The organism is Nocardia sp. NRRL S-836 (assembly GCF_001279525.1).
Classification (GTDB): Bacteria; Actinomycetota; Actinomycetes; order Mycobacteriales; family Pseudonocardiaceae; genus Lentzea.
In genome coordinates this window covers 170,672-183,952 of the sequence record NZ_LGDY01000125.1, presented here as the reverse complement: position 1 = coordinate 183,952, position 13,281 = coordinate 170,672, and the positions used below count along the sequence as shown (strand labels likewise).

Sequence of the window (13,281 nt, the reverse complement as noted above, 5' to 3'; positions counted from 1 at the left end):
CGCTTCGTTGGAGGAGACTCTTCGTGACCGATCAGGCCGACTTCGCCCTGACCCTGCACCGCGTCGCCGTCCCTGATCCGTCCGAGAACGCGTGCTGGTCGCCGTTCTCGGTGGCCTCCGCGCTCGCGCTGGCCCGCGAGGCCGCCCGCGGCCAGACCCGCACCGAGCTCGACGCGCTGCTGGCGGGCTTCTCCGCCGCCGACTCGCTCGACGTGTCCGAGCTGGCCGTCGCGAACACGCTGTGGGCCGACGACGACCTGACGCTGAACCCGGACTTCTCGCTGGCGGACTCGGTGCGCCGCACGGCGTTCTCGGACCCGCAGACCGTGCGCAAGCTCGTGAACACCGACGTCGCCGAGACCACCCGCGGCCTGATCCCCGAACTGCTCGCCGCACCCCCGCCCGCCGACGCCGCCGCGATCATCGTCAACGCGCTGTACCTCAAGGTCGGCTGGCTGAACCCGTTCCCCGCCCACGACACCGAGCCGCGCCCGTTCCACGCGCCGGGCGGCGACGTGGACGTGCCGACCATGCGGGTGACCGAGAAGCTCCGCTACGCCCACCACGCGGGCTGGCAGTCGATCGCGCTGCCCGCCGACTCCGGCGTCGAGACGGTGGTCCTGCTGCCGGACGACTCGCTGGACCAGCCGCTCGACCCGGCCGTGCTCACCGCGGGCCGGCACGTGCGGCTGGAGCTGTCGGTGCCCACAGTGGACGTCCGGGCGCGGTTCACCCTCAAGGGAACGCTGCGGCAGCTCGGCGTCGAGCGGATGTTCACCCGCGAGGCCGACTTCTCCGGGCTCTCCCCCGACGAGCGGATGTTCGTGGACGACGTGGTGCACGAGGCGGTGCTGCGCCTGGACGAGGAGGGCCTCGAAGGCGCCGCCGCGACCGCGGTCACGTTCCGCACGGTGTCGATCGAGATCCCGGCGGACCCGGTCGTGGTCAACGTCGACCGGCCGTTCCTGCTCGCCGTGCGCAACGTCTCCTCCGGCGCCATCTACTTCCTCGCCCAGGTGAGCCGGCCCTAGCGGTGCGCAACCGCCCACAGTGGACGCGGAGAGTGCGCGGGGTCGCCCATCCGTGACCATTCGCCCTGATGGGCGAGCGTTTCGCCCGGCAAGATCATGATCTTGCCCTTACCGTTCCACGCATGACCCAGCACGGTGCCGGCGAGCAGTACGTGGTGCTCGCCGCGGCGGGCGCCACGCGGATCACCTGCTTCAGCGGCATCACCATCCCGGTCCTGCTGCGCACCGAGTGCTACTCGAAGGCGCTGACGGCCGCGCTGGGCCTCGCGCCGACACCGGAGCTGCTGCGCGACGGCGTGCTGCCGCACTGCGTCTTCTTCATCCACGAGTACGCGCTGCGCACCGTCGTCGGCGGCGACCGGCTGATGGAGGACCAGGTCCTGCACCTGCTGTTCCACGCCCCGTCCATCCGGGTCGTCCCGGCCAGCGCGGGCGGGGCGGCGGCGATCGGCGCCGACCTCGCGCTCATCCAGTACGCCCACGAGCCGCCGCTGGTCTACCTGGCCAACTGGACGGTGACCAGCGACACCGAGACCGTCGAACGGTGCGTGCGCGCCTTCCGGCGGCTGCACGACGTGGCCCTCGACAACGAACGGTCCCGTGACGTGCTGATGGAGTACGTGGCCGTCTACGACCGCTAGCCGAAGAACGGTCACCGGGTGTTGCGCCGCAGGTAGAGCCGCATGCCGTCCTCGGCGGGCAGCGCGCACAGCAGCAGGCGGACGTTCTGGTGCCGCACCGGCACCGCGCACGAGTCGCCCGCCAGCAGCGTCCCCGCCAGCAGGCCGGCCGACTCGTGGTCGATGTCCAGCACGAAGTCGTTGCTCATGCGAGGACCCTATGAGCTGCCAGGTCCGCGACCCAGTCACCCAAAGGTGTCACGTTCCGGCGGGCTGCCCCGTCCACCGGTCATGACGAGGATCAGGACAGTCACCAAGAAGGACGCGGGCCTGCTGACCAAGGCCGTCTACTGGTTCGCACGCAGGGAGTTCGGTGCCGTGCCCGAGCCGGTCACGGTCATGGCGCACCACCCGCGACTGCTGATGGCGAGCAGCCGGCACGAGCTCGCGGTCAAGAAGGCCGCGCACGCGCCGTTGTTCGAGCTCTGCGTCTACCGCGTGGCCGTGAAGCTCGGCTGCTCGTGGTGCGTGGACTTCGGCGCGATGCTGATGAAGCACGGCGGGCTGGACGTCGAACGCCTCCAGCACATCGACGACTACGCCACCTCCGGGCTGTACACCGACCTCGAACGCAAGGCGCTCGCCTACGCCGACGCGATCACCGGCACGCCCGTCACCGTCACCGACGAGCAGGTCGCGGAGCTGGAGGGGCTGCTGGGGCGCAAGGAGCTCGTCGCGCTGACCTACCAGGTCGCGCTGGAGAACCAGCGGGCCAGGTTCAACAGCGCGTTCGGCATCAGGGACCAGGGGTTCGCCAGCGGCGACGCGTGCCGGGTCCCGGCACACTAGAGGCGTGGAGAAGATCACGCTCACCGGAGCGCAGGAGACCATGCTCGCCACGCTGTACGGCCGTGCGCTGGACAGCGGGCGAGCGGCCTCCGTGCTGCACGACGTGGAGGCCCAGCGCGCCGTCGACCGGATCGACTACGACTTCGCCAAGACCGGCATGAACACCACCAGCGCCGTCGGCGTCGCCATCAGGGCGAAGGTGCTGGACGACTGGACCGCGGACTTCATCCGGCGCACCCCCTCGTGCACGGTGCTGCACCTCGCGTGCGGCCTCGACACCCGCGTGCACCGGGTGCGGTGGCCGGAGACCGTGCGGTGGGTCGACGTCGACATGCCGGACGTGGTCGCGTTGCGGCACAAGCTCCTGCCGGTGCCGTCGGGGGAGTACCGGCTCGTGGCGTCGTCGGTCACCGAGGACGAGTGGCTCGACGCGGTGTCCCCCGCACGGCCGGTCGTGGCGGTGTTCGAGGGGCTGTCGATGTACCTCACGCGGGCCGAGGGGCACGCGTTGGTCCGGCGCATCACCGAGCGGTTCGACAGCGGCGAGCTGCTGTTCGACGTCTACGGGGAGTGGGGGATCAAGATGCAGAAGCTCGTTCCGGCCGTGCGCAACGCCGGGGCGACGCTGCACTGGGGCGTCGACGACCCGCGCGAGATCGAGGCGCTGCACCCCGGACTGACCACTGTGGACGCCTGGCGCAGCGTGGACCTGCCGCACCTGGACGCGTTGCCCAGGTCCGGCAGGATCCAGATGAAGATCGTCAGCGCGCTCCCGAAGCTCCGCGACGTCGGGAAGCTGCTGCGCATGCGGTGGTGACTACCCGTGCGGCCACATCGTCAGCCCTCCACGACGAAGTCGAACTTCGCGGTGTAGCGGTTGCCCACGAGCGGGCCGAGCGCGACCTCGCACTCGCGGTCGAGGTAGGCGTCGCGCCGGTTGAGCCAGGCCACGTTCATCCCGTACGCCCTGAGGTTGTCCGGGAAGAACAGCTGCGTGGTGAGGATCGGGCCGTTGCGGGCCTGCACCTTGACGTGGATGTGCGGGGTGCGTCCCGGGTAGTCCTTCGGGATGATCGTCTCCAGCACGTACGCGCCGGAGGCGTCGGTGAACTGGTGACCGCGCATCTTGAACGTCGTGTTGTCGTACACACCGCGGTCGTCGGCCTGCCAGAAGTCCAGCAGGACGTTCTGGATCGGCGCGCACTTCATCGTGTAGACGAACCCGGTGAGGCTCAGCACCACACCGGTGACGCCGGGCGTGCGCAGGTTCGTGCGCTGCGGGGAGTTCCGCTTGAAGTAGGGACCCTCGATGTTCGACGGGGTGTCGTCGTCATCGACGCAGGTCGGGGTCAGGGGCAGGGGCGCGCTGCGCGCCGTGGTGGTGCCGGCGGCGGTCAGTGCGACCACAGCGGCCGCACCGGTCGCCAGGAACGCCCGGCGGGTGGGGACTTCGTCGTGTTCGGGCATGTTCGAACTCCGGTGGTTGCAACCCGCGGCAGGGGGGCTTGGGCTGGCCAACTCGATCGAACGTAAGCGACGAAACGATCCCGGCACCAGTAATGGTCCAAACCAAAACGCGGGCTAGAACGACACGTGCCCGAGCTTGTCCGGGTTCACCACGTCGTAGACGGCGAGCACCCTGCCGTCGTGCACGGTCATCGTGACCACGCGCCGGGCCGCGTCGCCCGTCGCGGCCACGACCACGCCCAGCTCGCCGTTGACGAGCACCGGGCGGAGCTCGGGCATGCCGGTCTCGTCGAAGCCGTACTTGCGCATGAGCCCGAGGAAGAAGCGCGCGACCTTCTCCGCGCCCGTGACCGTCTGCACGGCCGTGCGCGCCTTGCCGCCGCCGTCGCCGACCATCACCGCGTCCGGGTGCAGCAGCCCCAGCACGGCCTCGATGTCACCGCTGGACATGGCCCGCAGGAACTTCTCCAGCACCTCCTGCTGCTCGGCCAGCGCCGCGCGAGGCGGTGGTTGCGCCCCGGCCACGGCCTTGCGCGCACGGGAGGCGTGCTGGCGCGCGGCGGCCTCCGAGACGCCCAGCACGTCCGCGATCTCACCGAACGGCAGGGCGAACGCGTCGTGCAGCACGAACGCCACGCGCTGGTCGGGGGTGAGCCGGTCGAGCAGCACGAGCGCGGCCATCCGCACACCGTCCGCCTGGACCACCGCCGCCAGCGGGTCGTCCTCCGCGCCGGTCGTGAGCAGCGGTTCGGGCAACCACGAGCCCACGTACGTCTCCCGGCGCACGGCCGCGGACCGCAGCCGGTCCAGGCAGATGCGGCTCACGACCGTGGTGAGCCAGGCGCGGGCGTCCTGGACGCCGGTGGCCGCGGCGAACCTCGGCCACGCCTCCTGCACCGCGTCCTCGGCGTCCGCGACGCTGCCGGTCAGCCGGTAGGCGACCCCGATCAGGTGCGTTCGGTGGAGTCCGAAGACGTCGGCCGCGGTCACGGGACGCAGTCTGCCACTCCCGGATTTCGGCAGGCCGTAGACTCGGGGTGTGGCAGGACGCATCAGGGAAAGCGACATCGCGTTGGTGCGTGAACGCAGCCGCATCGACGAGGTCGTCGGTGATCAGGTCTCGCTCAAGCGGGCCGGCGGGGGAGCGTTGAAGGGCCTGTGCCCGTTCCACGACGAGAAGACGCCGTCGTTCAACGTGCGCCCGTCGCACGGCACCTTCCACTGCTTCGGCTGCGGCGAGGGCGGCGACGTGATCGCCTTCGTGATGAAGGTCGAGCACCTGTCGTTCGTGGAGGCCGTCGAGCGGCTCGCCGACCGGGCGGGCATCCAGCTCACCTACGAGGGCGGCGGCAACACGATCCAGCGTGACCGGGGCACGCGCAGCCGGCTCATCGAGGCGCACAAGGCGGCCGCCGAGTACTACGCCGAGCAGCTCGCCACCCCGGAGGCCCAGGCGGCGCGCGAGTTCCTGGCCGAGCGCGGGTTCGACGAGGCCGCGGCACGCCAGTTCGGCTGCGGGTTCGCCCCCGGCGGCTGGGACAAGCTCACCAAGCACCTGCTGGGCCGCGGGTTCGAGCTCGCGGAGCTGATCAAGTCGCAGCTGGTGAAGGAGGGCCGCCAGGGCCCGATCGACCGGTTCCACCGGCGGCTGCTGTGGCCGATCAAGGACATCGGCGGCGAGGTCGTCGGCTTCGGCGCGCGGCGGATCTTCGACGACGACCCGATCCAGGCGAAGTACCTCAACACCAGCGAGTCGATGATCTACAAGAAGTCGCAGGTGCTGTTCGGCCTCGACCAGGCCAAGCGGGAGATCGCCAAGCGCAAGCAGGCCGTCATCGTCGAGGGCTACACCGACGTGATGGCGATGCACCTGGCCGGCGTCCCGACGGCGGTCGCCTCGTGCGGCACGGCGTTCGGCACCGACCACATGAACGTGCTGCGCAGGCTGCTGATCGACGACGACGTCAACGGCGAGGTCATCTTCACCTTCGACGGCGACGAGGCCGGCCAGAAGGCGGCGCTCAAGGCGTTCGAGGGCGAGCAGCAGTTCTCCGCGCAGACCTACATCGCGGTGGCACCCGACGGCATGGACCCGTGCGAGCTGCGCCAGGCCAAGGGCGACGTGGCCGTGCGCGACCTGGTGGCCCGCCGCACACCGTTGATCGAGTTCGCGATCAAGGCCCAGCTGCGCTCCTACGACCTCGACTCCGTCGACGGCCGCGTCGAGGCGCTGAAGAAGATGGTGCCGTTCGTCGCACAGATCAAGGACCGCGCCAAGCGCGACGGCTACGCCACCCGCCTGGCCTGGTGGGTGGGCTGGGACGACGAGGCGATGGTCGTGCGCCGCGTGCGCCAGGTCGCGGGCGGCAAGGCCCCGGTCGCCGCACCACGCGCCGACCCGAACCAGATGGCGCTGTCCGTCGACGTCGACGGCCCCGCGCGCCCGAACCCGCGCGACCCCCGCCTGGTGCCCGAACGCGAGGTGCTGAAGGTGGCCCTGCGGCTGCCCGAGTACGCGGGCCCGCTGTACGACTCGCTGCCCGACGAGGCCTTCACCGACCCGGCCTACGTCGCCCTGCACCGCGCGATCCGCGCCGCCGGTGGCGCCTCGTCCGGCCTCGCCGGCTCGGCCTACCTGGACGCGATCTCCCAGAACTGCTCGCACGCCTCGGTGCGGTCGGTGCTGACCGAGCTCGCCGTGGAACAGCTGGCGGTCAAGCAGGACGACGAGTTCCGCTACGTGTCGATGGTCATCGCGCGCCTGCAGGAGGTGCAGGTCGGCAAGCAGATCGAGGACGTGAAGTCACGGCTGCGGCGCCTGTCGCCGATCAAGGACGCCGACGAGTACCGGGCGCTGTGGGGCGACTTGGTCGCGTTGGAGGAGTACCGCAAGGCGCTCCTGCAGCAGAGTGCCGGGGTGCTGTAGATGGGCCTGTGGCAGCGGTTGTTCGGCTCCGGCGCACCCGACGGTTTCACCGGCGAGCTGGAGCCCGACGAGACGGTGGTGGCGTTCACCGCGGTCACCGGCGGCGGCCACGTCGTGGTGACGTCGCTGGGGCTGTGGGTGCCCGGACCGCGGCGGATCGGGTGGCACCTCATCAGCAAGGTCAAGTGGGAGGGCTCGCTGCGGGTCGTGGAGGCCCGTGAAGCCGGCGTGCTCGACTCCGTGGTGCTGCTGGAAGACCTTGCACCGCAACGGTTCGCGCTGGCGGAGCCCGGCCGGGTGATGCGGGCGATCTCACAGCGCGTGGAGGGCTCGATCCGGCACCGCGAGCGCGTCGAGCCGCCCGGCGTGTGGGTCGTGCAGCGCAAGATCCCCGGCCGCGACGGCGCGGTGTGGCAGGCCCGTGGCGACGCCGGGGTGGACGAGGCGGCAGTGCGCGCGGCGGTGTCGTCGTTCGTCGAGGGACTGGCGCGCTAGCAGTACGCGTGTACTGTTAGCGGCATGTGGGATCCGGCGCAGTACCTGGCCTTCGCCGATCACCGGGCGCGGCCGTTCTACGAGCTGGTGGCGCGCGTCGGGGCCGAGGCTCCGCGCCGCGTGGTCGACGTCGGGTGCGGGCCCGGCAACCTGACGGTGTCGTTGCGCGAACGCTGGCCGGACGCGGCGATCGAGGCGTTCGACTCGTCGGCGGAGATGGTCGAGGCGGCGCGGGCGGCCGGTGTGGACGCGCGGGTGGACGACGTGACGACGTGGGAACCGTTGCCGGACACCGATGTCGTGGTGTCCAACGCGGTGCTCCAGTGGGTCGCGTCACATCCCACGATCGTGCAGCGGTGGGCCTCCGTGCTGCCCGGCGGGGCGTGGCTGGCGTTCCAGGTGCCCGGCAACTACGCCGACGCCTCGCACCGGTTGATCCGGGAGGTGGCGGGGCCGGGGCTCGCGCACGTCTTCCGCGCCGAGAAGCCCGTGCTGGACCCGGTGGAGTACGCCGAGCTGCTGGCCGGCTGCTCCTCCGTGGACGCCTGGGAAACCACGTACGTGCAGCGGCTGTCCGGCCCCGACCCCGTGCTGGAGTGGGTGTCCGGCACCGCGTTGCGGCCGGTGCGGGCGGCACTGTCCCCATCGGACTGGGACGCGTACGTCGCCGAGCTGGCGCCGCGGCTGCGCGAGGCCTACCCGCGGCGGGCCGACGGCACGACGTGGTTCCCCTTCAGGCGGATCTTCGCGGTCGCTCAGGTGTGACGACCGTCTCAGCCGACGGTCTGCCCGTTGCTCCAGGTGGCCTTCTCCTTCACCCAGGGAGCCTTCTCCTTGGCGACGTGGGCCGCCTCGACCGACTTCTCCTTGGCGAGGTGAGCCGCCTCGAACGCCTTCTCCTTGGCCGTACCTGCGGCTTTGCGCACGGTCGGGCTTTCGGTGAGCCGGTGCCAGGCGCGCACGATCTGGTCGTAGCGCTCCCGTCCGGCCTTCGCTCCGAGCACATAGCCGGCGGCCGCTCCGAGCAAGATGGCCTTCATCATCCGGGTTCCCTCCGCATCGTGCCTGGTCAAGTGGTGTTTCTGGGCTAAACGGGGGGTCCTTGCAGAACCCGTTTTGAGCCTCATGTAGAGTTACCCACTGTCAGGAGGAACCAAGCCTGACAGATACAACAGAACATTCCCCCATAGCTCAATTGGCAGAGCATGCGACTGTTAATCGCAGGGTTACTGGTTCGAGTCCAGTTGGGGGAGCTCACCGAGTAGGCCTCAGTCATCCGACTGGGGCCTTTCGCTTTGCGCGGCCGTGGGCGAGGTTGGACAGGTGCCGCGCTTCGCCAACCTCCGCCGCATCACGGCGCTGGACCCGCAGACCGACCACGAGGAGATCCTGCGCATCTCCGCGGGCCTGGAGTTCCCGTGGGACTACAAGAAGGCGCTGGAGCTGGCGCTCTTCCGCACCTACTGCGTCCCGACGATCTCCGGCCTGCTGGAGCGCACCGGCGAGTTCGAACGCCGCCCCCAGAAGCGCTACGACGACACCGCCGTGCTGATGGCCGAGCTCGTCGAACACGGCTACGACTCCCCACGCGGCCGCGAAGCCCTCCGCGTCGTCAACCGCCAGCACGCCCGTTACGACATCTCCAACGACGACATGCGGTACGTGCTCGCCACGTTCATCTACGACCCGATCGACTGGCTCGACCAGTACGGCTGGCGCCCGCTCTCCCGCACCGAGCAGCTCGCCGCGTTCCACTTCTACCGCGCGGTCGGCGCCCGCATGGGCATCCGCGACCTCCCCGCCGACTTCGGTGAGTACCGCGCCTTCAAGGCCGCCTACGAGGAACAGCACTTCGTCCACGCGGCCTCGAACCGCCGCATCGGCCAGTACACCCTCGACCTGTTCTGCTCCTGGTACCCGTCAGCAGCCCGACCGGCCGTCGCACAGGCCGTGGTGGCACTGCTCGACCCACCCATGCTCCGCGCCTTCGGCTTCACCCCGGCCCCGGCGTGGGTCAGCACCCTCGCCCACCTGGCCCTGCGCACCCGTGCCGCGGTGGTGCGCCACCTGCCCGCGCGCCGCACCCTGAAACTCACCACCACGCGCAACCGCACCTACCCCGGCTACCCGAACGGCTACCGCCCCGCGGACCTCGGCGCGAGCTCCAGCACCGCACGCTGACCGTCGGCCACGAACCCCATCGCCCTGAGGAACTCGTTGCCCGGCTTGAAGTCGCTCAGCGCCACGTGCACCCGCGTGACCGCGGGAAAGCGCTCCCGCAACGCCCGCACCATCTCACTGCCGATCCCCCACCGCCGCAGGTCCTCCGGCACCAGGAAGAACCCGACGCTCGCCTCCCCGGCCTCCGGGTGGCCGACCACGAGGTCCACGAACCCGATCATCCCCTCCGCCTCGGCGACCAGCAGGTGCTTCTGCTCGAACGCCGCCCCCTCCGGCAACGCGTAGAACAACCCCTGCACGTCCCCCGGCCCCGACGGATGCCCCGTGACAGCCTGGAACCAGTCATCGCAGCCGGCGAACAGCCGCAACACCTCGGCCTCGTCCGCCGGCGTGAAGTCGCGGAGGGTCAAACGCACGCGTGCAGCCTATGTGGCGCTCGCCACGGGGGCGCGCAAGGCCCGATCGGCGTGATCGGTATCCTGCCTCACGCGGTGTGAGCCGGTCGGACGGCCGCTGCGACGGGGGCAGTAGCTCAGTTGGTCAGAGCAGCGGACTCATAATCCGTCAGGTCGTGGGTTCGAGCCCCACCTGCCCCACCAACTTGACCTGCGAATACGTGGCTTCTCAAGATCTTGAAGTGATCGCTTGTCCATGGCGCTGTCCATTGACAGTGGGCTGACCATGAGGTCATGACCAGGGCAGACGGCTCGCAGGACCGCCGGACACGGGGCAGCATCCGCGTTCGCGGCAACTCGCTTCAGGTCCGCGTGTTCGCGGGCAAGGACCCGGTGACGAACAAGGACGTCTATCTCACCGAGTCGGTGAGGGGGACGGACAAAGCGGCCTACAAAACTGCTGACAAAGTGCAGACGCGGCTGCTGGCTGAGGTCGACGCACAGCAGTCAGCCAGCACCACCGTGACGTTCTCCTACGCTGTCGACGAGTGGTTGCGGACCTCTGATCTTGAGGACAGCACGCGCGACGGCTACAAGGGGTACATCGAACGCACGATTCGTCCCGCGCTCGGCAGGGTGCAGGTGAAGAAGCTGACCGCGCGGATGCTCGAAAACCTCTACGCGGATCTTCGACGCTGTCGCACGCGATGTGATGGCAAGCCGTTCGTGGAGCAGCACAAGGCAGCCGGAGAGCACGACTGCAAGGAGTCGAAGTGCAAAGCACACAAGTGCTCTCCGATGGCCGCTTCGACCGTGCGGCAGATCCACTCGATCATCAGTGGTGTTCTGAACGCGGCGGTCCGCTGGGACTGGGTCACGAGCAACCCGGCCAAGGTGGCGAAGAAACCGGCTCAGAAGCCGCCACAACCTGATCCGCCGTCCTCGGCTGAAGCCGCCCGCTTGGCTGAGGAAGCGTTCGTCATGGATGACGACTGGGGAACGCTGGTGTGGCTCGTGATGACCACCGGTGTGCGGCGCGGCGAGATCTGTGCGCTGAAGTGGTCTCGCGTCGATCTGGACGAAGGCGTGATCGAGGTTCGCCGCAGCTACACCCTGCGTCGCGGCGTGGGCAAGGAGAAGGACACCAAAACCCATCAGATGCGTCGGATCGCGCTCGACACGGAGACCGTGGTTCTACTGATGGAGCACCGGCAGCGATGCGAGCAGCGGTTCGCCGAACTCGGGATTGAGCTGACCGACGACATGTACGTGTTCACCGGCGTGCGGAATGTCGATCCCACGACGCCCTATTCGCCGCACGCCGTGTCGAGCCGCTACAAGGACATGGCGGAACGCCTCGGGATCAAGACGCACATCCACGCCCTGCGGCATTACTCCGCGACTGAACTGCTCACGGCCGGTGTCGACCTCCGCACCGTCGCTGGCCGTCTCGGGCACGGCGGCGGTGGCGCGACAACGCTGCGCGTCTACGCGGCCTGGGTTGCGGCGTCCGACCGCAAGGCAGCCGAACTGCTCGGGTCGCGCATGCCGAAGCGGAAGCCGAAGAAGTCAGCCGACTAGGGCGGCGAGCCGTTTGCGCTGACGCACCGAACCCACCTGAGCCGCCAGCAGCCGCGCACGTTCCGCGTGCGCGGCTGCGGCGTCTTTGTCGCCGGTCGCGGTGAACACCTGAGCAAGGTCGATCCTCAGAGCGGTCTCGGCGCGCGCGAAACTGGGGTCAAGGCGTTCCAGGACGTCGGAGAGAACGTCGATCGCTTCAGGTGCTCCCAGTCGAGCAAGGGCGTTGCCACGCCACCGTGACAGGTGGGTGCCGTCGAAGACGAGGTACGGGGTCTCGCTGCTGTCGGAGGCGGACATAGTCCGCAGCGCATCGTCAAAGGCCCTCATGGACTTCGCGTGTTCACCGTTCGCGGCACACGCCTCGCCATGGCCCGCTGTGAGCCACGAGAACAGCAGACGCGGCACTCGACCTCTCGCGATGTGGCGCGCGTGATCCGTCAGATCAACGGCTGCCTGAGTCTCGCCGAGATCGAGCAGAACGACCGCTTTGCCAGCGCTCGCATAGGCCTCAAGCGCGGGTGATTCTGCGTGCCTCGCTGCCCGCACAGCCCTGTTGTAGAAAGCCCACGCGTCCTTTGCATCTCCCTGGTCGAGCAACTGCCATCCGGCGAGCGCGGACGCATCGACCACGACCGCGGCCAAGCTCGTCTGAACCGACCGATCAAGGACGTCATCCAGCATTCCGTCCATCTGCTCGACCTGTGCTCGAAGCTCGCCGAGCAACCCGGACGCGCCCAGTCGGCGATCAATCACGCGCGTGAGGTCGAGCTTCTGCTGAAGGAGTCGCACGGTCTCGCGGTCGAGATTTCTTCCTCGGGTGATCCGCGCCAGCAACTCCAGGTCTTCGGAGACCGATGGGGCCGGAGCCTTCACGGGGGCAAGAAGGCGCTCAATCGACACGCTGAACATCTCTTCGAGCAGGCTCTGAGTGACGGGCCGGGGAAGACCAAGCGGACGACCGTCCTCCCGGACGCCAGACGCCAGGCGCTGAACCTGGCGTGCTCCTAGCGTCACCTTCATGCCGCGTTGCCGTGCGAACAGTTCGGCTTGCCGGCTGAACTGCTCGGCTGTCAGGTGACGCTGCCGCAACAACTCCCCGAACAGCGTCCCCGGCCGTCTGCCTCGCTCTGACGAACCCATGGGCTGACCTCTCCGTCTCGCTAATGTCAGCGCCAACGAGTGTAGGTCGCTTTATGTCGCCTTAGGTCGCTGCCAGGTTATTTACGCCCGATCTGCCGTCCGACACGCTGATGTTGGCTGATCTGACGTCAACGGAGGCGGGTGGCTGTCGTGGTGTGGGACGAGACCGGACTTCTGCTGTTCCTTCTCTGGCTTCTGCTGCCTCCTCTGTACGCCGTGGCGCTCGGCAGGGCCTACGTACGACGGTGCTCCGAGATGCTCCACCGCACGGCCACCATTCGTGACGAACTGCTGGACCTCATGGAGGGCCTTGAAGGCGTACGGGAGCCATGCGCACCGCCCGAAGTCCTGATCTCGGTCAGGCGGTGATCGTGATGGTGCAGGGCTCCGTCTTCTTGCTCGTGCGTCTGCTGCCGGGACACGTGGGCGAGTCGCAGCGCACCTGTCACGTGATCTCGATGCCAGCGACAGACGTGACACCCGAGCGTCTTACCGCCCACTGCGGCCTTGTGATCGAGCGCGGCACCGCCGAAGTGGTTGAGCGAGGTGAAGGCATGCCTTGCGTCAACTGCCTGCTGCGGGCGCCTCGCTGACCT

The 13,281-nt window shown here is 69.1% G+C and carries 16 protein-coding genes and 2 tRNA genes; 12 read left to right on the top strand and 6 right to left on the bottom strand.

Going from position 1 to position 13,281, the window contains the following annotated elements; translation table 11 throughout:
- Positions 1–23: 23 nt before the first annotated feature.
- Complete coding sequence (locus ADL03_RS34435) at positions 24–1,031, top strand: serpin family protein (RefSeq protein ID WP_053737773.1); 1,008 nt, start codon at positions 24–26, stop codon at positions 1,029–1,031.
- A gap of 122 nt (positions 1,032–1,153) precedes the next feature.
- Entirely contained in the window at positions 1,154–1,672 is a 519-nt protein-coding gene (locus ADL03_RS34430) for a Scr1 family TA system antitoxin-like transcriptional regulator (RefSeq protein WP_053737772.1), read from the top strand.
- A gap of 11 nt (positions 1,673–1,683) precedes the next feature.
- Here the strand turns inward: ADL03_RS34430 and ADL03_RS47630 are convergent, their stop codons facing one another.
- Positions 1,684–1,860, bottom strand: a complete 177-nt coding sequence (locus tag ADL03_RS47630) for a hypothetical protein (protein ID WP_157529567.1) — start codon at positions 1,858–1,860, stop codon at positions 1,684–1,686.
- A gap of 82 nt (positions 1,861–1,942) precedes the next feature.
- Between ADL03_RS47630 and ADL03_RS34425 the strand changes: the two genes are divergently transcribed.
- Both ADL03_RS34425 and ADL03_RS34420 read left to right on the top strand, forming a co-directional pair.
- Complete coding sequence (locus ADL03_RS34425; RefSeq protein ID WP_053737771.1) at positions 1,943–2,500, top strand: carboxymuconolactone decarboxylase family protein; 558 nt, start codon at positions 1,943–1,945, stop codon at positions 2,498–2,500.
- A gap of 40 nt (positions 2,501–2,540) precedes the next feature.
- Entirely contained in the window at positions 2,541–3,317 is a 777-nt protein-coding gene (locus tag ADL03_RS34420; protein WP_053737866.1) for a class I SAM-dependent methyltransferase, read from the top strand.
- A 20-nt stretch (positions 3,318–3,337) separates the two neighbouring features.
- Here the strand turns inward: ADL03_RS34420 and ADL03_RS34415 are convergent, their stop codons facing one another.
- Both ADL03_RS34415 and ADL03_RS34410 read right to left on the bottom strand, forming a co-directional pair.
- Entirely contained in the window at positions 3,338–3,967 is a 630-nt protein-coding gene (locus tag ADL03_RS34415) for a hypothetical protein (protein WP_053737770.1), read from the bottom strand.
- A gap of 114 nt (positions 3,968–4,081) precedes the next feature.
- Positions 4,082–4,966 (bottom strand): sigma-70 family RNA polymerase sigma factor, encoded by an 885-nt coding sequence (locus ADL03_RS34410; protein ID WP_053737865.1) that lies wholly within the window; start codon positions 4,964–4,966, stop codon positions 4,082–4,084.
- Positions 4,967–5,006: 40 nt separating this feature from the next.
- On the opposite strand from ADL03_RS34410, the gene dnaG reads away from it, so the two are divergent.
- The 3 genes from dnaG to ADL03_RS34395 are packed head-to-tail and all read left to right on the top strand — an operon-like array spanning position 5,007 to position 8,153.
- Positions 5,007–6,893 (top strand): DNA primase, encoded by a 1,887-nt coding sequence (gene dnaG / locus ADL03_RS34405; protein ID WP_053737769.1) that lies wholly within the window; start codon positions 5,007–5,009, stop codon positions 6,891–6,893.
- Positions 6,894–7,388 carry a hypothetical protein gene (locus ADL03_RS34400; protein ID WP_053737768.1) on the top strand — a complete coding sequence of 165 codons (495 nt, stop codon included), beginning with the start codon at positions 6,894–6,896 and terminating at the stop codon, positions 7,386–7,388.
- A gap of 24 nt (positions 7,389–7,412) precedes the next feature.
- On the top strand, positions 7,413–8,153 hold the full coding sequence (locus tag ADL03_RS34395) for a trans-aconitate 2-methyltransferase (RefSeq protein ID WP_053737767.1): 741 nt from the start codon (positions 7,413–7,415) through the stop codon (positions 8,151–8,153).
- Positions 8,154–8,161: 8 nt separating this feature from the next.
- On the opposite strand, the gene ADL03_RS34390 is transcribed toward ADL03_RS34395, so the two are convergent.
- A complete protein-coding gene (locus ADL03_RS34390) occupies positions 8,162–8,431 on the bottom strand; it encodes a hypothetical protein (RefSeq protein ID WP_053737766.1) in 270 nt (89 codons plus the stop codon).
- 137 nt (positions 8,432–8,568) lie between these two features.
- On the opposite strand from ADL03_RS34390, the gene ADL03_RS34385 reads away from it, so the two are divergent.
- Together ADL03_RS34385 and ADL03_RS34380 are read left to right on the top strand one after the other, a co-directional pair.
- Positions 8,569–8,641 (top strand) — tRNA-Asn (locus ADL03_RS34385).
- Positions 8,642–8,711: 70 nt separating this feature from the next.
- A complete protein-coding gene (locus ADL03_RS34380; protein ID WP_082373708.1) occupies positions 8,712–9,569 on the top strand; it encodes an oxygenase MpaB family protein in 858 nt (285 codons plus the stop codon).
- Here the strand turns inward: ADL03_RS34380 and ADL03_RS34375 are convergent.
- Positions 9,524–9,985: a GNAT family N-acetyltransferase gene (locus tag ADL03_RS34375; RefSeq protein WP_053737764.1), complete on the bottom strand. Its 462-nt coding sequence runs from the start codon at positions 9,983–9,985 to the stop codon at positions 9,524–9,526. The genes ADL03_RS34380 and ADL03_RS34375 overlap by 46 nt on opposite strands.
- 105 nt (positions 9,986–10,090) lie before the next feature.
- Between ADL03_RS34375 and ADL03_RS34370 the strand changes: the two genes are divergently transcribed.
- Together ADL03_RS34370 and xerC are read left to right on the top strand one after the other, a co-directional pair.
- Positions 10,091–10,168 (top strand) — tRNA-Ile (locus ADL03_RS34370).
- 90 nt (positions 10,169–10,258) lie between these two features.
- Positions 10,259–11,545, top strand: a complete 1,287-nt coding sequence (xerC, locus tag ADL03_RS34365; RefSeq protein ID WP_053737763.1) for a tyrosine recombinase XerC — start codon at positions 10,259–10,261, stop codon at positions 11,543–11,545.
- Here the strand turns inward: xerC and ADL03_RS34360 are convergent.
- Positions 11,534–12,685, bottom strand: a complete 1,152-nt coding sequence (locus tag ADL03_RS34360; protein ID WP_053737762.1) for a hypothetical protein — start codon at positions 12,683–12,685, stop codon at positions 11,534–11,536. The genes xerC and ADL03_RS34360 overlap by 12 nt on opposite strands.
- Before the next feature lie 329 nt (positions 12,686–13,014).
- On the opposite strand from ADL03_RS34360, the gene ADL03_RS34350 reads away from it, so the two are divergent.
- Positions 13,015–13,278, top strand: coding sequence for a hypothetical protein (locus ADL03_RS34350; RefSeq protein ID WP_197288895.1), 264 nt, complete (start codon positions 13,015–13,017; stop codon positions 13,276–13,278).
- The last annotated feature ends 3 nt before the right edge of the window (positions 13,279–13,281 follow it).

What these genes read in the sequence shown, in the direction of transcription:
- ADL03_RS34430 (WP_053737772.1), top strand. Translation starts at nt 1,154, where the DNA reads ATGACCCAGCACGGTGCCGGCGAGCAGTACGTGGTGCTCGCCGCGGCG.
- ADL03_RS47630 (WP_157529567.1), bottom strand. Translation starts at nt 1,860, where the DNA reads ATGAGCAACGACTTCGTGCTGGACATCGACCACGAGTCGGCCGGCCTG.
- ADL03_RS34425 (WP_053737771.1), top strand. Translation starts at nt 1,943, where the DNA reads ATGACGAGGATCAGGACAGTCACCAAGAAGGACGCGGGCCTGCTGACC.
- ADL03_RS34420 (WP_053737866.1), top strand. Translation starts at nt 2,541, where the DNA reads ATGCTCGCCACGCTGTACGGCCGTGCGCTGGACAGCGGGCGAGCGGCC.
- ADL03_RS34415 (WP_053737770.1), bottom strand. Translation starts at nt 3,967, where the DNA reads ATGCCCGAACACGACGAAGTCCCCACCCGCCGGGCGTTCCTGGCGACC.
- ADL03_RS34400 (WP_053737768.1), top strand. Translation starts at nt 6,894, where the DNA reads ATGGGCCTGTGGCAGCGGTTGTTCGGCTCCGGCGCACCCGACGGTTTC.
- ADL03_RS34395 (WP_053737767.1), top strand. Translation starts at nt 7,413, where the DNA reads ATGTGGGATCCGGCGCAGTACCTGGCCTTCGCCGATCACCGGGCGCGG.
- ADL03_RS34390 (WP_053737766.1), bottom strand. Translation starts at nt 8,431, where the DNA reads ATGATGAAGGCCATCTTGCTCGGAGCGGCCGCCGGCTATGTGCTCGGA.
- xerC (WP_053737763.1), top strand. Translation starts at nt 10,259, where the DNA reads ATGACCAGGGCAGACGGCTCGCAGGACCGCCGGACACGGGGCAGCATC.
- ADL03_RS34360 (WP_053737762.1), bottom strand. Translation starts at nt 12,685, where the DNA reads ATGGGTTCGTCAGAGCGAGGCAGACGGCCGGGGACGCTGTTCGGGGAG.
- ADL03_RS34350 (WP_197288895.1), top strand. Translation starts at nt 13,015, where the DNA reads ATGCGCACCGCCCGAAGTCCTGATCTCGGTCAGGCGGTGATCGTGATG.